Raw genomic sequence first — 23,466 nt, 5'->3', positions numbered from 1 at the left:
TCATTGAAAACCTTTCCTCATTATACGCAACCCGATCAGGCTGATTGTGGGCCTACGTCGCTACGCATGATAGCCAAATACTATGGTAAAAATTTCAGCTTACAGCGACTCCGGGATATTAGTGGTATCAACCGTGAAGGTGTCACTTTACTTGGACTTAGTGAAGCAGCTGAAAAAGTAGGTTTCAGGACTACAGGAGCCCAGATTGATATTGACCAGCTTAGGGATATTGAATTACCGGTTATTGCCCACTGGAACCATAATCATTTTGTGGTACTCTACAAGGTTAAAGCAGTGAGTTCCAAAAAAGCACGGCGTTTCTATTATGTTTCAGATCCCTCAAAAGGACGGATAAAATATACAGAAGAGGAATTTACCAGAGGCTGGGCAACTGGTACAGGAGAAGATCGGAACAAAGGTATTCTACTGATGCTTTCTCCTACTCCTGATTTTTATACTACGGAAGGAGATAAAAATGTCGACCTAAACCTAAGTTACCTCCTTAAATACCTATACAGGTATAAACAACTTATCGTCCAGCTTTTTGTAGGGCTGGGGGTAGGCAGCCTGCTACAGCTTGTCTTGCCATTTCTAACCCAGTCTGTGGTAGATATCGGGATCAATACACGGAACCTGAACTTTATTTACATCATTCTTATCGCTCAGAGTATGTTGTTTGTCGGCAGGATGAGTGTAGACTTTATCCGTTCATGGATACTATTGCACATCAGTACCCGAATCAATATTTCTATTTTAACCGACTTTTTGATTAAGCTGATGAAATTGCCGATGAGCTTCTTTGATAGCAAGATGACCGGTGATATCATGCAGCGGATGAGCGACCAGAAAAGGATTGAAAATTTCCTGACGGGATCTACACTTACTGTGGTTTTTTCATTGTTTAATCTCATTGTATTTGGTGTTGTACTGGCATATTATAATGTAAGCATCTTTATTATTTTTATTGTAAGCAGTATGCTGTACAGCCTTTGGGTAATCCTTTTTTTAAGAAAGCGCCGAACCTTGGATTTTAAACGGTTTGATATTTCATCGAAGAACCAGAGTTCTATCGTACAGCTTATAAATGGGATGCAGGAGATCAAGCTAAACAACTGTGAGCAACAGAAACGGTGGGAATGGGAACGGTTACAGGCCGGTCTCTTTCGTTTCAATATCAAGAGCCTGAAGTTGAGCCAGTACCAACAGGCAGGAACCTTTTTTATCAACGAAGGTAAAAATATCCTCATTACATTCTTGGTGGCCAAATCTGTAATAGACGGCCAGTTAACGCTAGGGGCCATGATGGCGGTGCAGTATATCATTGGTCAGCTAAACAGCCCCATTGAACAGATGCTCGGTTTTATACAACAACTACAGGATGCAAAGATTTCTTTGGAACGACTCAATGAGATCCGGGAAATGGATGATGAAGAACCAGTTAGCAAAACTTTCATTAAAGAATTGCCTTTTGGTAAGAGCATTTCCCTTCAGAATTTAACCTTTACTTATCCAGGTGCAGGCAATGAGCCCGTTTTATCCAAAATTGACCTTAACATACCAGAAGGAAAAACAACGGCTATAGTAGGGATGAGCGGCAGCGGTAAAACAACCATCTTGAAACTCTTACTCCGTTTTTATGATCCGGGAAAAGGAGACATAAAAGTCGGGAACAGTTATCTCAACCAGATCAGTTTTCGTTATTGGCGTGGACTATGTGGCGTAGTCATGCAGGATGGCTTTATCTTTTCGGACAGCATTGCCAAAAATATTGCTGCGGGAGACGAATATCCGGATTTAAAAAAACTTAAACACGCCATTGAAATGGCCAACATCACTGACTTCATAGAAAACTTGCCTTTGGGTTTAAACACGAAAATCGGTGTCGAAGGTAATGGTATCAGCCAGGGCCAGCGTCAACGGATTTTGATTGCCCGGGCCATTTATAAGGACCCTAGCTATATCTTCTTTGATGAAGCCACTAACGCACTTGATGCCATTAACGAAAAAGTGATTATGGAAAACCTGGAAGGCTTTTTTAAGGGGCGGACGGTTGTTGTAGTTGCACACCGTTTAAGTACGGTCAAAAATGCCGATAATATCGTAGTACTTGATAAAGGTATGATTATAGAGCAGGGCACACATGCAGAATTGACTAAGAGCAAGGGTGAATATTATAAGTTGGTCAAAAACCAGCTGGAGCTAGGAAACTAAATTTTTAAACTATGCCAGAGAACATATCAGAACGAGAGGTTAATAGTGAAGAAGTACATGAAATTATTACAGCGGTACCATCGTGGATTTTGCGGTGGGGAATTACCTTGATATTCTGTATTTTGGGGAGTATAATTTTGCTATCATCATCTATCAATTATCCTGACATAGTTAAAACTAGTCTGAAGGTTAATTGCCTTAACGCCCCAAAGCCGGTCCTCGCCAGACAAACTGGAAAGCTGACTACCCTACTTGTTTCAGAAGGACAAGCTGTAGCGGCCGGACAGCCCTTGGCCTACTTTGAGAGTACTGCAAGTGCCAAGGACGTATTAAAGTTAAACCGTGAGCTAAAGTCTGTACAATCAAAGGTCATGAAGCGTAACGCCGAAGCGATCGTTTTATCGGAAGGGCTGAACCTCGGTGAAATACAAGGTAGTTACCAGAATTTCTACCAACAGTACCTGCAGTATCAGGCTACCACCAAAAATGGCTATTATCTTATCCGTATGTCATTTCTCGAAAAAGACCTTGGCAATATCAAGAAGTTGAATAGCCATATAATGCATCAGCAAAAAATACAACAACTGGAATATGCAAATCAAGAAGAGGAATATAAAGCCTATCAAAAACTGTATAAAAACAAAGTAATTTCAAGAAGCGAATTTGCACAACAGGAAAACAAATATTTAGCTTCAAAATATCCTTTACAGCAGAGCGAAACGGCCATCGTTAATAATTCCGGGACTTACAGCGCCAAAGAGAAAGAGCTTTTAGATTTGCGCCATACGATATCGGAAGAACAGGCCAAATTTGTTCAGGCATTAAATCAATGCATTACCGAAAGTAATACCTGGATGATGCAGCATATTTTAGTTGCTCCAGTTGCCGGCAAGGTAAGCTTTGCAGGCATCGTCCAGGAAAACCAAAATTTGCAGTCAGGTCAGGAAGTGTTTGTTGTAAATCCTGGGAATACGGATTTTTTTGGCGAGATCCAGATACCACAGTATAACATGGGGAAAATTAAAAAGGGGGCAAGTACACTTGTGAAAATGCGCAGTTATCCTTACGAGCAGTACGGGATGATCAGGGGAAAGCTCACTTATATTTCTGATGTTGCTTATCGGGACAGTGTGTTTATTGCTAAGGTAAGCTTTGTTAATTTTGAGAACAAAGATAAAGATCACAAAATCATATTAAAGAATGGAATGCAGGCAGATGCTGAAATCATTACTGAAGAAAGCTCACTGCTTCAAAGATTTTTTAGAAATTTTACCAAAATGATGAATAATGGCTGAAATTCTAAGATTTCAATAAATTATCCATCCTTTATAATGAGATGAACCATACTTTTCAAAAAACTAAACTATAATTCTTTTAAAGATTATGCGCTCATTTGTTATTTGGTTGAGCATAAAATTAACTAATTTTAAGTTAGCAAGCTAAACCACCATCGTCCTAAAAGTTAGGTTTACCCTTGGCTGATTTACTTTTTTAGTAGGAGGCAAACGGTGCAGCCAGTTTGTTTGTGTTTCATCCTTCATTACCAGTAAACTTCCATTTTCCAAAAATAAAGCAACCGTTTCTTTGGTCTGTTTGTGTTTAAATAAAAATCTTCTTTCGGCACCGAAACTTAAAGATGCAATAGCCGAATCTTTAGCCAATGCTTTTTCGTCATCACTGTGGTAGGCCATTCCTTCATCACCATTGTGGTATAAGTTGAGTAAACAGGAATTAAATGTAGTGCCGGTTTGCGCTTCCGAGAGTTTTTTTAATTCCAGCAGTTCTTTTGTCCAGGGGAGAGCCAATTTCGATTTATTGGAGTAAGTATACGAATAAGATTCATCGCCATACCAGGCTACTTTTCTTTTGGTGATGATGTGTTTACCCATAATAAAAGCTTCATCGTTTTTCCACTCTATGGTATTCATCAGGATATTAAAATAATGGTCAGCTTCTGATGAGGTGAATAATTTTCCGTAATAGTTTACGGTTCCGCCGTAAGGTAGCAGGTTCTTGTTGGTATCTATTGTGGTGCTGAATAAATCCATTGTGTTTAGGCTATTGTTCCTCATATTTTTGCTTGTTGGCTTGTGCTGCTTCCCATCCTATTATAGCCGTTTTTCGATCCGTACCCCAATGATAACCCCCTAAAGCACCGCTCGATTGAATTACCCGATGGCAGGGAATAAGAAAAGCTACCGGATTATCTCCTATTGCAGTTCCAACAGCTCTTGATGCATTTGGGTTTCGCAATTGTTTGGCAATGTTACCATAGGTGGCCAATTTACCCATTGGTATTTTTAGCAAAGCTTCCCAAACTTTTAACTGAAAATCGGTCCCTTTTAAATGTAGCTTAACCTTGTGCAGTTTGCTCCAATCGTGACTGAAAATATACAAAGCGTTCTGTTGCTCCTTATCCAATAACTGTTGGTAAAGGGCTGATGGAAACTGCATTTGCAAATTGGTAAACGCAATATTTTCATCTTCATAAAATGCGATATGACAGATTCCTTTGGGTGTACTTGCTACTATGATGTTTCCGAACGGGCTTTCTGCGAAGCTGTAGTTAATATGGAGATTTTCGCCACCATTTTTATATTCTCCAGGCGTCATGCCTTCAATATTTACAAAAAGATCGTGTAAACGGCTGGTTCCTGATAATCCGGTTTCGAGGGCGGTATCAAATAAACTCTGGTTACCTTTTAACATTTCTTTGGCATAACCGATACTGATGTATTGCAAAAAACGTTTGGGTGTGGTACCGGCCCATTCACTAAATAACCTTTGAAAATGAAAAGGACTTAAATTTACCTGTTCTGCAATTTCTTCCAAGCCGGGTTGCGTTTTAAAGTTGGCCCTGATGTAACTGATGGCCTCGGCTATCCTGTTGAAATTAATATCTTCTTGTGCTTTCATGGTCTTAAAAAAATTATAACCAAAAGTAGTCGTTAGTGATGGGGCAACCTACCCGAAACTTGCTGTGTTTAATTTTAATCTAGGTATTAATTAATTTCTTTGCCAATGCTAAATCGGTAGATTGGTTTAGATTAATAGGGAAAAAATATGCAAGTTGCCACTGCTGGGTTTTCTCTGCCTGTTTATTGGTTACGGTATCCCATGGAGGATAAATTCTGATTCCTCTTTTTCCGCCCACGCCATTTTTGGTAATAATTTTTTGTTGTGCCAATGTGTTCTTCGGAAAAATAAACTGACCGAAGTTGTGCTCGCTTATTGCAGTGATGATCATCAGGTCAAAATCATCCTGTTCATCAAACGGAATAGTAATCCCAGTCTTATTCCGTTTCCATATGGTTACAAACTGCCCGGTTTTAGTAGGGGTGATTTTTGAAATACGGTAGATAATTTTTAAACTGTTTAATTCGAAGCTGCAGGCTGAATATTCCTGACTTTCGCTTTCCATTTTTAGGTTAATGATTTGATAACCTAAGGGATCGAATATCAAATTGGCAGCAGTTTTTAGCAAAGGAGGCAAATGTATAATCGGACTTTCTGTTATTGACATGTTTATTCAAAATCTGGATGGCTGGCTGCTGATCAAAATTAAGTTTGGTAGCATTTTTACTCGACCTGGTGTGGTAATCATAGTACAGACACATGAAACCTTATTGTTCCTCAATAATAGATTTACCTTTTGATCTGTCACCCGATGTCCACTGCCAGGTTTCATGAAGTCTGATTTTGCCATTCGGCAAATGTTCTGGTACCGACTGGCAAATTCCGGTCATTAATTCTCCTTTATTATTTACCTGGTGATACCTCATTTCGATATTGCCATGCCTCATCCACAAGACCGATTAAATGTCCAGAGACAATTTTTCCACCAGTATATCCGGCAGTAAGAATATTTCCTGTCTGTTGATAGGTAAAAACAGTTTCATCTGAAGTTTCGCCATTTTCGGTATTGCTAACGGGTTTGAAAACTTTGTTGTTGTAATTTATCATAAGCTGTTAAATGTAAACATCTGAAGCTTAAATAAAAAATACCGCAATTTTTGTTCTGTAATTTGAACCAATTAAGCTAACCAAAGTTTTTCTTCTCTTTTTACCAACAGATACCGCTCATCATTTAAAACAAGGTACCCATATTCATAACAGAAAATATAGACATTTCCATTTTGAGCCGTATAGCTATAAGTATGGTAATCAAAATTAAAGCCAGCAGCAAGTAATTCTTTTCGTGTAACCTTTGCCTTACCACTTGGGTTAAGTTGCATCAGGATATTGCGGTTCTTTTTTAAAATGCTGTTAATCCGTTTGAGAACAAGATCGTCTTTAATCTTTAAATGATTGTTGTAATTGTTGCGACAAGAATCATTGCAAAATTTTTTATCCGTTCTCCCTTTTACGAGGGTTCCGCAATCTAAACATAAACGTTCCATAATAATTTCTTTTTATTATGGGATGATGTTCTAAATTATAAAATAAAATGGTCGAAAGAAAAAAAATAAAAAACCTTATTTGAGCTTATAGGAACGGTTTATCCGAATATAAACGTTTATAAACGACTATAAATATTTACAATCCGACTAATTTCTGAATCTACTTGCACTTTTGTCCTGTCGGTTATCGATTATGATGACTGTTCGTTAAACATTAAGAAACTTATAAAAATTCAAGATTATGGAAAGTGCAGCTAACAAAGTAGTATTAAGTGGATTTGCAGGGGCAGATGCCGATGTTAAAATTGTTGGAGATTACAAAATTGCCAAAGTTAACATGGCTGTAAACGAATCGTACAAAGACGCGAATGGCGTTGAAATTAAAAAAGTGAATTGGTTTACCCTAACATTTTGGAATGCGAAAGCTGAACTGGCCAACCAAATTAAAAAAGGTACCGGTTTGACTATCGAGGGTAGGCTGGAAGCAGTTTCGTACGATGGTAAGGATGGCAAAAGACATTATAATACTAATATCGTTGTCAACGACCTTGTGATCAGAGCGAACGAAAAAGTTGCTGCATTTTAGCATCACTGATTCCCACCATATAACAATAGTTATTGGTGGGAATTCTTATTGTTAAAGTTTTATAGCCAGGCCAGTATAAAAATTGATTCCTGCCGCTGGATTAAAATATCTTCCGTTTGCAGCATTTAAGTCATTACCCAGGCTATAATTAGCATTGAATAAATTATTTACCCCTGCATATACTTCGAAATGGATTTTACTCAGCTTTACATTACGGATGCCGGCTTTTGCCTCTACAAGGTGGTATCTTTTGGTAAAAACAGTATTTGCATCATTTAATGGTATGGTAGAAGTGTAATTGTGCTGCATGAAAAGGTAACATTCTTTTGGAAAGTTAAATTCCAAACTGTTAATTAAGATATTTGCCGGAACACCAGTCAGTTTATTGCCGCTATAAGTTGTATTACCGCTTACAAAATCTTTAAATCTGAAATGACTAAAAGTATAATTGCTTTTAAATTGTAACCCGCTTAAAAAAGAAGCAGGGTTTCTGATAATCCAAATGGCTGTTTCAAGTTCAATGCCTTTCTGCTTTGTTCCGCCGGCATTGATAAAATATTCAGTGTCATTTTGGTTCAGCCTTCTTACAATTGCATCCTGAAGCTGGTAGCTGAATAGGTTTGCATTGGCATAAAAGCGGTTGTTTTTTGTTTTGTAACGCAAGCCGAGTTCGTAATTCCAGCCAGATTCTGCCTGCAAATTATTGTTGATGTTATTATCTGATGACCTTACCTCTGCAATAGTGGGTGGCGAATAGCCTCTACTTACTGAAGCCCTGGCAGAAAAATCGTTTGTTATTAAATAAGATAGCGTAACCTTTGGCATAAATTGTGGATCAAATTTTCGTTGTTGTGAAGCGATCACTACAGGAAAATAACTTTCGTATTTATACTTGTAGAAATTAAGACTTGAAGCAAGTTCAATCAGCAACTTTCTGTTGATATCGAAGTTTAATCTTAAATAGGCAAAATCCTGGCTTGCTTTTAAACGATCAGAAGCTTGCATGGAAGTTGCTTCACCACCGTTGTTGTTAAAATTATTGATTTCGCTTTTGGTTGCTGAACTTTCTAAACCAACCTGTGCATTAAATTTAAAATCGTCATATTCCTTTTCATAATCTAAAAATGTACGCAAGCCCAATGTACTTTCATAACGTTTTTCATAATTGGTGATAAATGGATTTTTGAAATCGGTATATGATGTAAAGAACGCAATAACATGTTTAAAATGAGGATTGATCTGATAAGAGTTGGATATCCCGCCGAAAATAGTTTTATTATAAATGGCGGCCTGTTGTGCAATGGCACCAGGTAGGGTGGCTGTTGCAGGGCGTGCCAATTTAGGATCTTGTTCCAATTGAGCAGCGGTTAAGCCTCCGGGTGTGTGATATCCAAGGTCACTATAAAATGCAAAGGCTTTTAAACTTCCGGCAGTACTATAATTCCACTGGTGTGCCGTTTGGAAATACTTTCTTTCCATGGCACTATTCTGGCGGAAACCATCACTTTTTTGATAACCCTCTGTAAAATTAAAGCTGTAATTCTTAAATTGATGATTGATAGCGGCCGTTTGGTGGAAAAGTCCGTATGAACCAGTTATGGCAGAAACACTGATTTCATTTCTGTCAAAATTTGGTGGACTAATTAAAACGGCACCTCCTGTATTTGCTCCAAATATACTGGCCTCCGGTCCTTTATAGATTTCTATGTTGCCGATGGCGGCCATATCCAACGCATTTAAATAAGTGTTACCACCAGCATCGGTTAAAGGCAAATCATCGATATAGATTTTAATATTCCTGATGCCAAAAGGTGAACGTAATAAGCTGCCACGAAGCGATAAGCGGTAACTGCCTGGTGAACGTTCTTCCATTCTTACACCTGAAATGGAATTCAGTGTACTCACCAGTGAACTGCTCTGTTGATTCCTGATTACGCTGCTGTCGATCAGATTTACTGCAGATACCGATCTTAGAAGGGGTTGGTGATTGTAATAACCTTTTACTGTAATCTCGCTAAGCTTTTTTACTGAATCGGGTTTGATGGTTTGTGCTAAGCAGCTAACAGAAATTAGGGTAAATAATAGGGTAAGGTTTGGTTTCAAGAGGATAAGGATTGGAAGTTTAGCCACAGATTTGGCAGATAAATTTAACGTATTCTGTGAATCTGTGGCTATTGTATTAATTATTTTGCAGCAACTCTCCAAATTACGCCGCTAACATCGTCGGCAACCAATAAAGCGCCATCGGGTGTTAGGGTAACGCCAACCGGGCGGCCATATACATCGGCCTTATCAACATCTGCTACAAAGCCAGTTAAAAAATCTTCAGGTTTACCTGCTGGTTTTCCATCTTTAAAAGGCACGAAAGCAACTTTGTAACCTGAAATTGCCGACCTGTTCCATGAGCCGTGCTGACCTATAAATGCTCCTCCCTGGTATTTTTGAGGAAATTTTGTGTCTTTATAAAACGCCAATCCTAATGATGCAGTATGGGCACCAACTGCTACATCGGGTGCTATTGCTTTTTTAACCATCTCCGGGTTTTTACCTTTTAAACGAGGGTCTTCATTCTGACCATAATATGAAAATGGCCATCCATAAAAAGCACCTTGTTTTACACTGGTAATGTAATCGGGTACAAGGTCGTCGCCCAATCCATCCCGTTCATTAACGGCTGTCCAAAGTACCTTGCTTGAAGGTGCCCAATCTATTCCAACAGGATTTCTTAAACCGCTGGCGTAAATTTTTTCTCCACTTCCATCAGGATTTATTTCCAGGATATTCGCTCTTCGAACTTCATTTTCCATTCCATTTTCACCAACATTACTGCCCGAACCTACAGTAATATATATTTTGCTTTGATCTGCATTTGCAATCAGATTTCTTGTCCAATGGTTGTTATAACCTCCCGCAGGCAAACTTAAAATCTTTTTCCCTGTAGCGGTAATCTTGGTATCGCCAGTTTTATATGGGTACTGCCATAAACCATCTGTATTGGCTACATAAAACGAGTTGCCAATAATCAGCATCCCGAAAGGTTGATTCAGGCCGTTTAAAAATGTAGTAACCGTTTCTGGTTTGCCATCTTTGTTATCATCGCGGTAAAGTAAAATGGTATTGGCACTTTTTCCTGGAACTTCAGATTTAGCTTTACCTGATACCGTATTTGCAATGCTTTCAGTAGTGCTTCTTTCCGAATTTGAAAGTGCAACCAGTACATCGCCATTTGGGGCAATATAGGTATTGCGCGGACTTTTGATATTGGATGCAAATTTGGTTACCACAAACCCTTCTGGAGCGATAGGCGTTTTACCTTCGGGCCAGCCAATTACTTTACTAAACTTGCTTTTTGCCGCATTGGTATCGGGCGCTGGTAAATTAATTGCGCCTGTTTTAGTTGTAAGCGTGGTATCTTCTCCCTGTTTTTGCGAATTCGACTTCGATTGGCAACCGAAAATTACTGCGGTTGAGAGCATTGAGGCGTAAAAAATCTTATTTTTCATATTAACCGGTTTTGATTAAATTAATCTTCGAAAAATATAACATGAAAATCAATTAGATGTTTTCAGTCAGACCATAATTGCTACAACCATAAAAGATAAAAGGAAAGTACCCTACATAACTTGCTTAAAGTTGTATTTTGATTCATAGACGGTTAGTGAAACCAAATTACGGCACAACAAAACATTTAGTAGGGTTTTTTAAACCACTTTAGATTGTTATAGAAAAATACGTTATCTGGTTTACTTCACCAGGTTTTCAAGCAGTTTTTTTTCGATATCCTTCGCGTTTAAAAGCAGCGCAGAAAATTGCGGATCTGATTTTACCAATAAAAATTTGCCGTTAGGAAGGATAATTGCCGAAGTACCACATGAGGTGTTTTCTTTGAACAACAGTTTTTTTAAAAAGCCGGAGTCGGTTTCTATTTCCAGGCCTTTTGATTTTATGGGACTGAAACTTTCGCCTACTTCACGGTATTGGTAAATGGCAACTTTAGGTCTGGCTTCTGCCTTTTCGAGGATGTTTTTTTGGAATGTCCACCTTACATTATTTAAAAATTCTGCATTCTGATAACTTAAATCCTTCCAGCAGTCATCCCTGTTGAAGTCATATTTGATGATGATCGTATCTTTAAGCGTTAATCTTTGGTTCTCTTTCAGGTAAAAATGGAGAGAATCTACTTGTGCATCTGTTAATGTTCCGGCTTGATAACGCTTGTCTTCATCCACATAAAGCTTAGGTGAGCAGCTGTAGATCAACACTGAAAGTAAAAGCAGGATAAATAATTGCAGCTGTGTTTTGGTAGTAGATTTCATTTTGGGAGCATTAATGTCAAACTTTCCTGACCGGAGTTAGCACCGGCCAGGAAAATTCTTAATGATAAATTTATAACTAAATATTTAAGCTTAAAAATTTAATCAAATATTTGTCGCACTAAACCTGCTATCCGTTTAATATTTTGGCTTTTTCGGCATCAAATTCTTCCTGCGATAATATTCCGGCATCCAGTAGTTCTTTCAAATCAAAAAGGGCTTGCTTTTTTGCTGATATATCATTTTTTATTGGCAGAACTTCATTTTCTACGGGTACCGTTTTTAAAGGCGCATGCAGATCGCCTTTTGGCCCTGCGTTTAACAAAAGTTCAGTAATTTCGTTAAAACCTTTGATGTTTGAATAATCGATTGCTTTTTGTTCTTTTACGTTAACGATGCCTGGATCTGCTAATTGTTCGAGCAGAAATTTTACGGCATCCTTTTTCCCATTGGCTGCGGCATAATGTAGCGCAGTATTACCACTTTCATCCTGAATGTTCACATTTGCACCTTTTTCAATCAACATTTTCAGCATACTCAAATGGCCACTTTTTGCTGCTACATGTAACATGCTTTCGCCGCCGTAACTGTAACTGTTTTCAAAAGAAAAACTTGCTGAAATGGATATGTTATTTGCGGTTTCTACCCATTCAAGATACGAATACATCGAATCATCTTTGCCCGAAAGTGGTTTTGCGTAATTTACATCAACCCCGTTGGCTAAAAATAAATCGACGATTTCTTTTTGATTATTTGCACAGGCATACCAAATTGGCGAAAGGCCATCTTTAGAAGAAACAAATACATCTGCACCTTTTTCTACCAATATCTTGGTAAGCATCCTGTTGGCATCGTAACAGGCAAGTAATAATGCCGATTCGCCCGCGTGGTTAATGTGGTTAATGTTGGCCCCTTTATCCAGAATGAGCTCTACCATTGGTGTATTTTTGGATTTTACGGCAAAAATTAATGGAGAATCTCCATGTTTGTTAGTGGTGTTAATATTGGCGCCAAATTCCAGTAGCTTTTGCACAATTTCTTTGTTTCTCCATGCTGAGGCGACAAGTAATGGTGTTTCTGCTTCATTATTTTCGCCATCAACCTCAAGCCCTTTGTTAAGCAGTTTTTCAAGTACTTCTATTTGTCCGCTTTGCGCTGTTAAATGCAAAAGGCTATTTCCCTTTAAGTCTTTAATGTTAACCCTGGCGCCTTTATCAATTAAATAAATTGCAGTTTGTTTCTGTTTTTGTAAACAGGCAAAATATAAAGGTGTTTCCCCGGCATGGTCTTCATAATCCAGGTCGGCTCCACGGTCGATTAAAATTTGTACAAGATCTAAATAACCGCGATGGGCCGCATAATGGAGTGCGGTTCTGCCTTTTTCGTCTGTATAACCAATTTCTACTTCTCCATTTGCCAGTAAAAGTTCGGCAATTTTTCGCTTACCGCTTTCGCAGGCAATTATAAATGACATCGACATATATTAAGATTGTTTCATGAGCAGTTCAACAGTTTTTATTTTCAGGTTATCATCAGATGCAAGCATTAAAGCCGTTTCATCCTTGTCGTTTGATAAAGTAACATCCGCACCGTTTTCAATTAGGAGCTTTACTTTCCGGTACGTTTCCCTGGCTTTTTCCGCTTCGTAATTTACATTATAGGCGCAAACTTTATGCAGTAGCGTATTGCCCTGGTCATCTCTTCTATTTACATCTATCTGGCCGGTTCCCAATAAAACTTGCAATACATCTGCCTGTTTTTCGGCAATTAAATCCAATGGTGTTTTATCTGCGCTGTACCATTTACTGGTTTGGTATAAATCTGCACCATCCTCAACCAGTTTTTTTAGAAAATTAATACTGCTTTCACTGTTCGCTATCATCCTTGTATATTCGAACAGCAGGCTTACTCCATTTTTATTGATCTGGTCGAAATCCGGTGAAGCGGAATTTCGTAGCATATCATAAATATTTTCGCTTTGCGAATGGGCCACCGCATAAAAGAAAGCAGAATTACCATCGTTATCGGTATGGTTAGGATCGGCACCATTTTCGAGCAAATGTTCAATTAAATTTTTCTTGTTAAATTTTATAGCAGCAATCAGTGGTGTTTCCTGTACCACATTGCCTTCATTAATGTCTACACCTTCATTAATCAGGATATCAATATAACCTTTTAGTAGATCGGTGATTTGTTCATCACTAAGGTTGTACCTGCGAATGCTGCTTTTCACTACCTGATGGAGATAATTTTCTTCTGCATTATTTTTAAAACCTGTACTACAACCCGCATTGATTGCCGCTTTAATTACAGCTAAACTTACACCATTTTCGAGCAGATAACCTAATAATGTTTTGGCATTTACTTCATCATTTAAATTATCGAAATGCGTAATAAATTCGTTAAAAAATGTGATATCATCTTCGTTATCACCTAGATTGCGGACGATACTCTGGAAAACACTTTTGTCAAAATTATCGAATTCGTAGATATCGGTTTCGATGGTTTTATCTTTTACCATCATGTTGAGGATTTCGTATTGTTTCTCTCTTAAGAGGTTATCCAAAATAGATGATTTTTGATGTTCTTGGATGTTTTTAGGGAGCTTTTCGCCGTTTTGCATCAGTGTTTTTGCCTCTTCGAATTTGCGGGCGTTTAACTGCTGATCTAGGGTAGGTTCGGTCATTTCAAGTAAAAAATTTAAAATAGATAGATATGTAAGCTTTTGATCCTACAAAAGTTTAGCCAAAATATGAAGCGGGTAAGGTCTGTTTATGCTGAAAACTTCGCGCCATAGGTGGCAACAGATAATGAAGTCATGAAAGTTTCGCGCCATGGGCAGCGGCAGATCATGAGGGTCATGAAAGCTCCCTGCCGTGGGCAGCGGCAGATCATGAGGGTCAGGAAAGCTTCCTGCCGTGGGCAGCGACAAATCATGAGGGTCATAATAGCTTCCTGCCATGGGCAGCTAAAAATCATATTAATGAATCAATTTCTGTTGTAATCACAATAGGATATGATCTTTTCTTATTTTTTGTGAGTAATTGTGGTATTGCATCGGTTAGTTTCTATCTGGATCATTTTTCTGCTACTATGCTTATCATAAATAACATTGTGATGTTCCTTAATTCATTCGATTATTTTATCTTTAGGCGATTTTAAAAATACCGGTTTGCAAACTTTAAAACCGGTTGAATAGTTAACCTTAATAAGCAAAATCAATATAATATGTCAAATACATCAAAAATTATCTACACCAAAACCGATGAGGCGCCAATGTTGGCAACCTATTCACTTTTACCTATCGTACAAGCTTTTACCGCATCAGCTGGTATTGATGTAGAAACCAGAGATATTTCTTTAGCAGGAAGAATTTTGGCAAACTTTCCTGAGTATTTAAAAGACGATCAAAAAATTGGTGACGCTTTGGGAGAGCTTGGTGCATTGGCTACCACTCCGGAAGCAAACATTATTAAATTACCAAATATCTCGGCTTCCATTCCACAATTGGTTGGTGCCATTACAGAATTACAAGCACAGGGTTTTGCTATTCCAAATTATCCTGATAATGCGCAGAGCGACGAAGAAAAAGCAATTAAAACTAAATATGCAAAAGTTTTAGGCTCGGCTGTAAACCCAGTTTTACGTGAGGGTAACTCAGACCGTAGAGCACCTAAAGCAGTTAAAAATTACGCTAAACAAAACCCACATTCAATGGGTAAATGGTCGGCTGATTCGAAAACGAAAGTGGCCAGTATGACTGAAGGAGATTTTTATGGTTCAGAAAAATCTACAACAGTTGCAGAAGCAGGTCAGTTTAAAATTGAGTTTGTAGCTGAAGATGGTATGGTAACCGAATTAAAAGGTTTATCGCCATTAAAAGCAGGAGAGGTGATTGATAGCTCTGCATTGAGTTTATCGGCATTAAAAACTTTTGTAACAAAAGAAATTGCTGAAGCAAAAGCTGAAGGCGTTTTATTATCTGCACACTTAAAGGCTACGATGATGAAAGTTTCTGATCCGATAATTTTCGGAGCCATTGTAGAAGTTTACTTTGCAGATGTTTTTGCTAAATATGCTGATCTTTTCGCAGCACTAAACATTGATACCCGTAACGGCTTAGGTGATGTTTATGCAAAAATTGCCGGTAACGAAAAACAGGCAGAAGTTGAAGCTGCTTTAGCGCAGGCTATTGCAAACGGACCGGCTTTAGCGATGGTAAACTCTGATAAGGGAATTACCAACCTGCATGTACCAAGTGATGTGATTGTTGATGCATCTATGCCGGCAATGATCCGTACCTCGGGTCAGATGTGGAACAAAGAAGGTAAAGCGCAGGATACCATCGCATTAATTCCAGACCGTTCTTACGCTGGTGTTTATACCGCAACCATTGATGATTGTAAAGCGCATGGTGCTTTTGATGTAACCACAATAGGATCGGTGCCAAATGTTGGTTTAATGGCCCAGAAAGCTGAAGAATATGGTTCGCATGATAAAACTTTTCAGGCAGCTGGTTCAGGAACAATCCGTGTAACTGATGCTGATGGTAAAGTATTTTTTGATCAAAAGGTAGAAAAAGGCGATATTTTCCGCATGTGCCAAACCAAAGATGCTCCAATTCAGGATTGGGTTAAACTGGCTGTTAACAGGGCACGTTTATCTGAAACTCCGGCCGTTTTCTGGTTAGATGAAAATAGAGCGCACGACAGAGAAATCATCGCTAAAGTAAATACTTACTTAAAAGATCATGATACTACTGGTTTAGATATCCGTATTCTTGCACCGATAGAAGCTACCAAATTTACTTTGGAGCGTATCCGTAAAGGTTTGGATACCATTTCGGTTACAGGTAACGTACTGCGTGATTATTTGACAGATTTATTTCCGATTTTAGAGCTGGGAACATCTGCTAAAATGCTCTCTATTGTTCCTTTAATGAATGGCGGTGGTTTGTTTGAAACCGGTGCCGGTGGTTCTGCCCCAAAACATATTGAGCAGTTTATTGAAGAAGGTTATTTACGTTGGGATTCGTTAGGAGAATTCCTTGCCCTTCAGGCTTCTTTAGAGCACTTGTCTCAAACACAAAATAATGCAAAAGCGCAGGTATTGGCCGATGCTTTAGATGAGGCTAATGCAAAATTCTTGGCAACAGATAAATCTCCGGGCAGAAAGTTAGGTACTATCGATAACCGTGGTTCTCATTTCTATTTGGCTTTATACTGGGCTGAAGCATTAGCAGCGCAAACCAAGGATGCTGATTTACAAGCTAGATTTGCGCCATTGGCTAAAACGCTATTGGAAAACGAAGCGAAAATCAATGAAGAATTAATCGGTTCGCAAGGTAAGCCTCAAAACATTGGCGGTTATTACAACCCTAATGATGAATTGGCAAGCAAGGCAATGCGCCCTAGTGAAACCTTAAATACTTCTTTGGCTAGTTTATAAGCTGAGTCGTCAACTTTAATATGCTTCTGGCATGGAAGCTTGACAACTCTTGAAATATTTAGCGTCCTGATTTAAAAATCAGGGCGCTTTTTTTATGATGGGTTTTTCAGCTTTAATAGCTATTTGTTAGCGAGTTGATTGCATTTGGAAAGCGGATACAGAAGCATTTGGGTTGCAGCAGTCCCGCTTCTGCTTCCGATGAAGAATCGGGAGCATCCCGCTTTGATCGGGTTTAGGTGGATTGGCCCAGAAGGTACTATTTGCGTTGACGTATCCCTCGGTCTGTTTCCCCACAGACCGATAGCAGAATGATGTACTTTCAAGATAGTAATTTTTAGACGCTTTGCTGCGTGAGGGATAGCAACGGAAAGCCCACAGCCCTCCCGATATTAAATCGGGATTCATCGGGCGAGGACTTGTAGTGTATAGCCCGACCCTTGCGCAGCTTGGGGCACGCCCAAATGATATAACAATTAATAAATCTATCCATCTAAACTAAAGAAGTACTTCAAAAACAATCTAAAACCTCCACAGCCAGATTAAGATCGACAAGTTTCATGTAGCATTCACCTTAATTTTAGTATTGTTAATTGCCAAACAAACCTTATCTAAATCCTTTTGTTATATCACTATAAATTAAAGGAGATATATATCATGGAAATTAACGAGAATAAAGGATCGCAGGATAAAATACACAGCACTACAGAAAACAGCGAAATAAATAAGGAAAACCTTTCTTACGATGAGAATAAACAGAGTTACGAACTTGATGTGAAAGGTACGGATGAAGATTACGATCATCCGATGGGATATGAAACGGTAGCAGCTGGTGCCAAAGATGACGATTCTACTTATGATGAAGCTAACCCTTACATTGGTGATGAATACGCACGCGATGAAGAAGTTGCTGAAGATAATTTAGAAGAGTTGGGTATGCATGTGGATAATGGCGAAAGTGTAAAATTAAGTCCTGAAGATGAAATTCTTGCCCGCACACCTGAAGATAACCGCGATGATTTGGATGAGGAAGGTTATCCTATTAACGATACCCCTGAAATTAACTAGGCATATCAATATTTAAACTAAATTCTCTTAGGAATTAAAGCTGATAACGCAAAATTGACTACGGATTAATATCTAGATTAAACCTTCTGCGCAATTCATCAAGCTTAGGGTTTTTATTTACCAGGTAATCGTACTTTTCGCGATTACCGTAAAGCCTGTTTTCAATTTTGCGTTCCATTAGTTTGTAAGTAACTTCTACACCGAAATTGCGGAGTTCATTCCTCAAGAAATTTAACAGCTCTACAGATTCTTGCTGCACAAGGTGTTCCTGAGTTTTGCTTTCAACAGAAATTTCGATCAGTTCGGGGTTTAAAAGCGTTGGGGCAAAATTATTTAAAATGGTAAATAGATTAATCCGATCGGTAGCCTTCATCTTTTGGGTAAAGGCATTCCAAACTTCCAGTAAACGGTCGTAACTGAATGGTTCTCTGGCATCGCCGGTAACTTTTTTAGGTCCGTCATCATCATCACCCTGGGCTACACGTTCCAGATCATTTAATGAAGGAATAAGTGAGCTTATCGCATTTGCCTTTGGGATATTAATGCTAATGGAGGTGGCAGATGGTGGAGGACTAACCCTTGGTGTTTCTTTCGCTTTATCTGCTATAGCAATGCTGGCTGCAACCGGATTTTTAGCTATTGGAGTAGGCGTAGCAGCAATGGTTTCGCCTTCTGCTTTTGGCTTTGGTGTTTCAACCTGCCCGGCTACGACATTAGTTTTTTTTTATCCTGATCTCCGTCAGTTGCTGTGTTACTCGTATTTAAAGGTTGTTGTGCTAAATTGACGACAGACCGGATATGGCACATTTTAATTAATGCCAGTTCTACCTGTAAACGTTGGTTTTTAGAGTTTTTATAATTTAAATCGCAGGTATTGGCCAGGTTTAAGGCAGTTAAAAGGAACGAAAGTTCTGTTTGCCGGCACTGATCAAGATATTTTTGCTTAATATTTTCGCTAACCTCTAAAAGTTTAATGGTTGATGCATCTTTACCCACCAATAAATTACGGAAGTGAGAAGCCAGGCCATTGATAAAATTATTACCATCAAAACCGTTATTCAGAATCTCATCAAACAAAAGTAAGGTTTGGCTAACTTCTGCGGCGGTTAAATAAGAGGTAAGTTTAAAAAAGTAATCGTAATCAAGAATGTTCAGGTTATCGATTACCGCCTTATAAGTAATATTCTTATTGGCATAACTGGCAATCTGATCAAACATCGAAAGTGCATCACGCAAACCGCCATCTGCTTTTTGAGCAATGATATGTAAACCATCACTTTCAAATGCGATATTTTCGCGCTGGGCAATGGTTGATAGGTGATTGGCAATATCTTCTACCTGAATACGGTTGAAATCAAAAATCTGACAACGCGATAAAATAGTCGGCAGGATTTTATGTTTCTCCGTAGTAGCCAATATAAAAATGGCATAAGAAGGCGGTTCTTCCAAAGTTTTCAGAAAGGCATTAAATGCACTTTGCGATAACATGTGAACCTCGTCAATAATATAGATTTTATATTTCCCCGCTTGTGGCGGTATGCGTACCTGCCTCAATTAAACTACGGATATCATCAACAGAGTTGTTTGATGCCGCATCTAATTCGTGCACATTGAAAGAATGTCCGTTCTGGAAAGAAAGACAGTTGTCGCATTGCCCGCATGCTTCCATCTCTGCTGTAGGGTTGGTACAGTTTATGGTTTTTGCCAGGATACGGGCACAGGTTGTTTTACCCACACCACGCGGACCGCAAAATAAAAATGCCTGGCGCAAGCTGATTGTTTTTGATGGCATTTTTCAGCGTACCTGTAATATGCTGCTGGCCAACTACGGTTTCGAAGGTGGCTGGGCGGTATTTACGGGCAGAAACAATAAAATTTTCCATCGGCACGAAAATAGGAAAAATTTAGGTGTTGTAAGATTGAAAAGTTGGAATGTGGAAAAGTTGGAATACTGAAATGATTTACAAAAGATTGCGTAACATTCAAGGCTAAAATTAATCTAGCCGTAAAACTTTATAAATGAGAATATTAATTTTTATTAGCGCAATGTTGTTGTCTTTTTCGGGCACTTTGATGGCACAGGTTGACACCATAAATGCTCAAAACCATAAACTGGTGATGAGCAATCTGAAAGAAGGAAAAAACAGCTACCTGGTTTATATGGCTGATTCTTTAGAAACCAAACGTACTGTTGGAGATTTATGGGAAAGAACAATTGCTTTTAAAAAGAGAGATAAAAATGAAGTTGTAGAATTTGGTTGGAAATGGCTTCATGGTGATTCACTTTTGGCCACAATAACCAATATCTGTGATAAAAAGACGCTTGCGCCAATTTATCATTATGCCAATTATAAACGCAGAGGTGTTTTTGCCTACGATTATAAAACTGGCATAATGCAGCCATCTGATACCGTGAAAAATAATGATGCAATTAAGAAAGGGCCTGTTAAATTGGATATTCCGATCATTTCGTGGGAGCAGGATTTAGAAACTTATGCGTTATTGCCAATTAAAAAAGTTGGCCAGCAATTTGATATTTCCTTTTTTGACCCCAACGAAAAATCAGCAACTTATCATCGCTATGTAGTAACTGGTAAGGATAATTTAAAATTGAATGCAGATGCATCAGTTAATTGCTGGCTGCTTAAAATTAATTACAGTAAAGACAGCTATGCCATTTTCTGGCTAACCGAAAAATCGAAAGAGGTGATTAAAATGAAAGAATATTATAAGGGTAACTACCGTATAAAGGTTAAGCAATACTGATTTTTTTAATAATGCAAGTTATAAAACTGTTTATAGCTTGCATCAAATGCATCAAAACTCCCGTAAGTGAGTGCTATCGCTTTTTCGGTATCATAACCCTGTGAAGTTAACTTAATGATGTTTTTTAATGCTGCAGTTCTTTTATTTTTAACAAAATAATAGATCATACTGTATGCGGTATTGTAGTTGTCATCAATCCCATGCCCGTAAAAAGCACCATCATAAATCCTGAAAAACGTTTTTAACCGCTCGGTATCCTTATAAGCTAAACCCGACTTTATACTTTAATCCGGTTGCTCTGCGGGTAAGAATATAAATTTCCTTCACTGTCAAAATCCAGGGTTTCAAAAAACTCGGCAAGTCCTTCATTTAACCATTTAGGTGCTTTTTGATAATTATACTGGAAAATACTATGACTGGCCTCATGCAATGCCACGGGGATAAAATCGCCACTTTTCATAATAAAGGCCTGGTTTATTGCCGGAATATAAAAACCAGTGGTTGACGGTGCATTGTACTTGCTTTTTTCTACACGGTAATCCTTTGATTTTCCATAGAGATTTATTTTAACCGGTACCGAGATATTTTCTCTGGTTTCGAAAATTTCGTTGCAGAACATCCGCTCGTAAGCAATCAGTTTTTCTATTTTCTTCTGTTCCGAATCACTTATTTTGCAGTTTACCAGATTGATTTCTACATATTGGGCATATAACGTTATGCCGATTAGATTAGATAATAACAATAAAAAGAGCGTTTTCATATTTTATTTATTTGATTACTGATTTTAATTCATGTCTGTATTCTGATGCACTTTTACCGGTGAACTCTTTAAACAATTTATTAAAATGACTAAAATTGTTAAAACCGCTCTCGTAAGAAATATTTGCAATGCTAATGGGTTTTTCAGCCAGAAGCTTAGAAGCATGCACCACACGGTACTCGTTTACAAAATGCGTGAAGGTTTTTTTGGTAATTTTTTTAAAATAGCGGCAAAATGATGGCACTGTCATGCTCGACATTTCGGCAACGTGCTGTAAACTGATCTGGTCTTGAAAATGATCTTTTACATAATTGAAAATCATATTAATGCGGTCATTATCCTGCACCTGCATTTCCATGGAGAACCCATCGGCATTTAAAATTTTATAGTCTTTGGCGTTTTCAAGTTCCTTTAATACACTCAGCAGCGTTAAAAGCCTTTCAAATGGAACTCGGTCGTCCATCAATTCAATTTTATCCCCAACTGCACTTTTGGTACCGCTGCCAAAAGCAATGCCCGCCTTTGATTTGTCAAACAATTCCTGGATTCCCTTAATTTCTTGCAGACCTAAAAAAGCGGAGCCCAAAAAATCAGGTTTCATCTGGATTACGGTTTCGTTTTTGTTCCCGGTATTGGTATCGGTAAAACCACAATGAGGAAGGTTGCTGCCGATTAAAATCAGGTCACCCTCTGTATAGTATGAAACATGGCTACCGATCTGCCGCTTCCCGGCCCCGCCATTTACAAAAACCATTTCTATTTCGGGATGGTAATGCCAGAGATGCGCCATGTTGTTGGCATTTTCTACATATTTAGAATAGTAGAACGAACTTCCGAAAGAAGGCTCTACCACTTCGAAACTTGGCTTCATTGTTTTATAATTTATCTTACTAAAATAAGGAAAAAATATGCTTCATTCTAATTTATGGCAAAATAGTGATGTATTGCGGGTAATATAGCATAGAAAGTGGAAAATATGCAATCATCTATATTTCAGTTGCCTCTATACCTTAGTACCATCATATAATGATTAACTCTTTAAAAATATTGGTTATGAAAAAGTTCTTAAAAATCGGTTTAATAGCAGCCTTATTTTTTACTGCTACGGGTGTTCACGCTAACGATGATAATTTTACTTTAAAAGTAAAAGGTGAAAAAGATAAATATATCCGTTTTTCTGTAGATAAAGCAGAGGATGTAAATTTATCACTTATTGGTTCAGATGAAGAAGTTCTGTTTGAAGAAAAGATTCATGCTTCGGCTGCTTCAAGCAAAATTTATGATTTAAATGCGCTTCCTGACGGAAACTACGTGCTTAAAGTAGAGTCGGATGTAAAATTGGCCAAATACACAGTAACAATTAAAAATGGTGAGGCAATTGTATCTGAGCCAAAATTATCAAATATCTTTAAACCTGTTTACACTCAAAATGATCAGGTGATTACGCTTAACCTGGATAACCTGGATAAAAACCCGATCGAAGTTAAAGTATACAACGAGTACAATGATGAGGTTTACAACGAAGTGTTTAAAGACAAAGCACAGTTGACCAAAAAATTCAATATCAGTAAAACAGATTCAAAAGAATTAACCTTTGTGGTTAAGTTTAAAGATGAAAGTTTTGTTAAAACGATTCAAACTTATTAAACAATACAGCTAATTGATGTTGGGAGATTGTCGGATAGATAGTCTCCCTTTTTTTATTTAAGGTGGTTGAATGTAAGATTTGAGACATTGTATATTAACATATCTCAACTGCGATTCTTTAATTTACCTATTCGCTTAGGTTATCTCTCATCATTCCTGGCCAATAGTATTTCTTTCGGTATAAAATCTTATTAATCATTTGATTTTAAGAAATATATTGTTACTTTTGCATCCCCGTAATATACCTCGGGATTAAAAAATTAAAAACAT

Annotated in this window: 24 protein-coding genes; 7 read left to right on the top strand and 17 right to left on the bottom strand. The window is 38.1% G+C overall.

Annotated features, from left to right (window positions below; all coding sequences use genetic code 11):
- The first annotated feature begins 3 nt into the window (after nt 1–3).
- Together AC0IWE_RS13405 and AC0IWE_RS13400 are read left to right on the top strand one after the other, a co-directional pair.
- On the top strand, nt 4–2,211 hold the full coding sequence (locus AC0IWE_RS13405) for a peptidase domain-containing ABC transporter (protein ID WP_471793430.1): 2,208 nt from the start codon (nt 4–6) through the stop codon (nt 2,209–2,211).
- An 11-nt stretch (nt 2,212–2,222) separates the two neighbouring features.
- Nucleotides 2,223–3,506 carry an HlyD family secretion protein gene (locus AC0IWE_RS13400; RefSeq protein WP_471793429.1) on the top strand — a complete coding sequence of 428 codons (1,284 nt, stop codon included), beginning with the start codon at nt 2,223–2,225 and terminating at the stop codon, nt 3,504–3,506.
- A gap of 144 nt (nt 3,507–3,650) precedes the next feature.
- Here the strand turns inward: AC0IWE_RS13400 and AC0IWE_RS13395 are convergent, their stop codons facing one another.
- The 6 genes from AC0IWE_RS13395 to AC0IWE_RS13370 all read right to left on the bottom strand — a co-directional run bounded on the left by AC0IWE_RS13395 (nt 3,651) and on the right by AC0IWE_RS13370 (nt 6,611).
- Nucleotides 3,651–4,259 carry an alpha-ketoglutarate-dependent dioxygenase AlkB family protein gene (locus AC0IWE_RS13395; RefSeq protein WP_471793428.1) on the bottom strand — a complete coding sequence of 203 codons (609 nt, stop codon included), beginning with the start codon at nt 4,257–4,259 and terminating at the stop codon, nt 3,651–3,653.
- A 10-nt stretch (nt 4,260–4,269) separates the two neighbouring features.
- Nucleotides 4,270–5,127 carry a methylated-DNA--[protein]-cysteine S-methyltransferase gene (locus tag AC0IWE_RS13390; protein WP_471793427.1) on the bottom strand — a complete coding sequence of 286 codons (858 nt, stop codon included), beginning with the start codon at nt 5,125–5,127 and terminating at the stop codon, nt 4,270–4,272.
- Nucleotides 5,128–5,206: 79 nt separating this feature from the next.
- Entirely contained in the window at nt 5,207–5,734 is a 528-nt protein-coding gene (locus AC0IWE_RS13385) for a MepB family protein (RefSeq protein WP_471793426.1), read from the bottom strand.
- A 100-nt stretch (nt 5,735–5,834) separates the two neighbouring features.
- A complete protein-coding gene (locus AC0IWE_RS13380; protein WP_471794039.1) occupies nt 5,835–5,957 on the bottom strand; it encodes an avidin-fold protein in 123 nt (40 codons plus the stop codon).
- Between the two features lie 13 nt (nt 5,958–5,970).
- Nucleotides 5,971–6,174 (bottom strand): avidin-fold protein, encoded by a 204-nt coding sequence (locus AC0IWE_RS13375; RefSeq protein ID WP_471793425.1) that lies wholly within the window; start codon nt 6,172–6,174, stop codon nt 5,971–5,973.
- A gap of 71 nt (nt 6,175–6,245) precedes the next feature.
- Nucleotides 6,246–6,611 carry a hypothetical protein gene (locus tag AC0IWE_RS13370; RefSeq protein WP_471793424.1) on the bottom strand — a complete coding sequence of 122 codons (366 nt, stop codon included), beginning with the start codon at nt 6,609–6,611 and terminating at the stop codon, nt 6,246–6,248.
- Between the two features lie 241 nt (nt 6,612–6,852).
- On the opposite strand from AC0IWE_RS13370, the gene AC0IWE_RS13365 reads away from it, so the two are divergent.
- Nucleotides 6,853–7,197 carry a single-stranded DNA-binding protein gene (locus AC0IWE_RS13365; RefSeq protein ID WP_471793423.1) on the top strand — a complete coding sequence of 115 codons (345 nt, stop codon included), beginning with the start codon at nt 6,853–6,855 and terminating at the stop codon, nt 7,195–7,197.
- 51 nt (nt 7,198–7,248) lie between these two features.
- On the opposite strand, the gene AC0IWE_RS13360 is transcribed toward AC0IWE_RS13365, so the two are convergent.
- The 5 genes from AC0IWE_RS13360 to AC0IWE_RS13340 form a co-directional block, all read right to left on the bottom strand.
- Nucleotides 7,249–9,300, bottom strand: coding sequence for a TonB-dependent receptor (locus AC0IWE_RS13360; protein WP_471793422.1), 2,052 nt, complete (start codon nt 9,298–9,300; stop codon nt 7,249–7,251).
- A gap of 80 nt (nt 9,301–9,380) precedes the next feature.
- Nucleotides 9,381–10,700 (bottom strand): PQQ-dependent sugar dehydrogenase, encoded by a 1,320-nt coding sequence (locus AC0IWE_RS13355; protein ID WP_471793421.1) that lies wholly within the window; start codon nt 10,698–10,700, stop codon nt 9,381–9,383.
- Nucleotides 10,701–10,940: 240 nt separating this feature from the next.
- Nucleotides 10,941–11,513 carry a hypothetical protein gene (locus AC0IWE_RS13350; RefSeq protein ID WP_471793420.1) on the bottom strand — a complete coding sequence of 191 codons (573 nt, stop codon included), beginning with the start codon at nt 11,511–11,513 and terminating at the stop codon, nt 10,941–10,943.
- 127 nt (nt 11,514–11,640) lie between these two features.
- Nucleotides 11,641–12,984 (bottom strand): ankyrin repeat domain-containing protein, encoded by a 1,344-nt coding sequence (locus AC0IWE_RS13345; protein ID WP_471793419.1) that lies wholly within the window; start codon nt 12,982–12,984, stop codon nt 11,641–11,643.
- 9 nt (nt 12,985–12,993) lie between these two features.
- Nucleotides 12,994–14,196, bottom strand: coding sequence for an ankyrin repeat domain-containing protein (locus AC0IWE_RS13340; protein WP_471793418.1), 1,203 nt, complete (start codon nt 14,194–14,196; stop codon nt 12,994–12,996).
- A gap of 542 nt (nt 14,197–14,738) precedes the next feature.
- Here AC0IWE_RS13340 and AC0IWE_RS13335 point away from each other — a divergent pair.
- Both AC0IWE_RS13335 and AC0IWE_RS13330 read left to right on the top strand, forming a co-directional pair.
- The gene (locus AC0IWE_RS13335; protein ID WP_471793417.1) at nt 14,739–16,958 is read left to right on the top strand and encodes an NADP-dependent isocitrate dehydrogenase; all 2,220 of its coding nucleotides are present in this window, start codon (nt 14,739–14,741) and stop codon (nt 16,956–16,958) included.
- 654 nt (nt 16,959–17,612) lie between these two features.
- The gene (locus AC0IWE_RS13330) at nt 17,613–18,023 is read left to right on the top strand and encodes a hypothetical protein (protein WP_055915025.1); all 411 of its coding nucleotides are present in this window, start codon (nt 17,613–17,615) and stop codon (nt 18,021–18,023) included.
- 58 nt (nt 18,024–18,081) lie between these two features.
- Here the strand turns inward: AC0IWE_RS13330 and AC0IWE_RS13325 are convergent, their stop codons facing one another.
- The 3 genes from AC0IWE_RS13325 to AC0IWE_RS13315 form a co-directional block, all read right to left on the bottom strand.
- Nucleotides 18,082–18,396 carry a hypothetical protein gene (locus AC0IWE_RS13325; protein WP_463493051.1) on the bottom strand — a complete coding sequence of 105 codons (315 nt, stop codon included), beginning with the start codon at nt 18,394–18,396 and terminating at the stop codon, nt 18,082–18,084.
- 332 nt (nt 18,397–18,728) lie between these two features.
- Nucleotides 18,729–19,511: a hypothetical protein gene (locus tag AC0IWE_RS13320; protein ID WP_471793416.1), complete on the bottom strand. Its 783-nt coding sequence runs from the start codon at nt 19,509–19,511 to the stop codon at nt 18,729–18,731.
- Nucleotides 19,512–19,536: 25 nt separating this feature from the next.
- Nucleotides 19,537–19,815, bottom strand: coding sequence for an AAA family ATPase (locus tag AC0IWE_RS13315; protein ID WP_471793415.1), 279 nt, complete (start codon nt 19,813–19,815; stop codon nt 19,537–19,539).
- Between the two features lie 227 nt (nt 19,816–20,042).
- Between AC0IWE_RS13315 and AC0IWE_RS13310 the strand changes: the two genes are divergently transcribed.
- On the top strand, nt 20,043–20,789 hold the full coding sequence (locus AC0IWE_RS13310; protein ID WP_471793414.1) for a DUF3108 domain-containing protein: 747 nt from the start codon (nt 20,043–20,045) through the stop codon (nt 20,787–20,789).
- 5 nt (nt 20,790–20,794) lie between these two features.
- Here the strand turns inward: AC0IWE_RS13310 and AC0IWE_RS13305 are convergent, their stop codons facing one another.
- From AC0IWE_RS13305 to AC0IWE_RS13295, 3 genes are all read right to left on the bottom strand, one after another.
- Nucleotides 20,795–20,956, bottom strand: a complete 162-nt coding sequence (locus AC0IWE_RS13305; RefSeq protein ID WP_471793413.1) for a hypothetical protein — start codon at nt 20,954–20,956, stop codon at nt 20,795–20,797.
- Between the two features lie 110 nt (nt 20,957–21,066).
- Nucleotides 21,067–21,549, bottom strand: a complete 483-nt coding sequence (locus AC0IWE_RS13300) for a hypothetical protein (protein ID WP_471793412.1) — start codon at nt 21,547–21,549, stop codon at nt 21,067–21,069.
- A 7-nt stretch (nt 21,550–21,556) separates the two neighbouring features.
- Nucleotides 21,557–22,420, bottom strand: a complete 864-nt coding sequence (locus tag AC0IWE_RS13295; protein ID WP_471793411.1) for an AraC family transcriptional regulator — start codon at nt 22,418–22,420, stop codon at nt 21,557–21,559.
- Between the two features lie 182 nt (nt 22,421–22,602).
- Here AC0IWE_RS13295 and AC0IWE_RS13290 point away from each other — a divergent pair, with 182 nt between their 5' ends.
- Nucleotides 22,603–23,196 carry a hypothetical protein gene (locus AC0IWE_RS13290; RefSeq protein ID WP_463493055.1) on the top strand — a complete coding sequence of 198 codons (594 nt, stop codon included), beginning with the start codon at nt 22,603–22,605 and terminating at the stop codon, nt 23,194–23,196.
- The last annotated feature ends 270 nt before the right edge of the window (nt 23,197–23,466 follow it).

This window comes from Pedobacter sp. AC402, from assembly GCF_979252805.1.
This window is presented reverse-complemented; position numbering and strand designations above follow the sequence as displayed.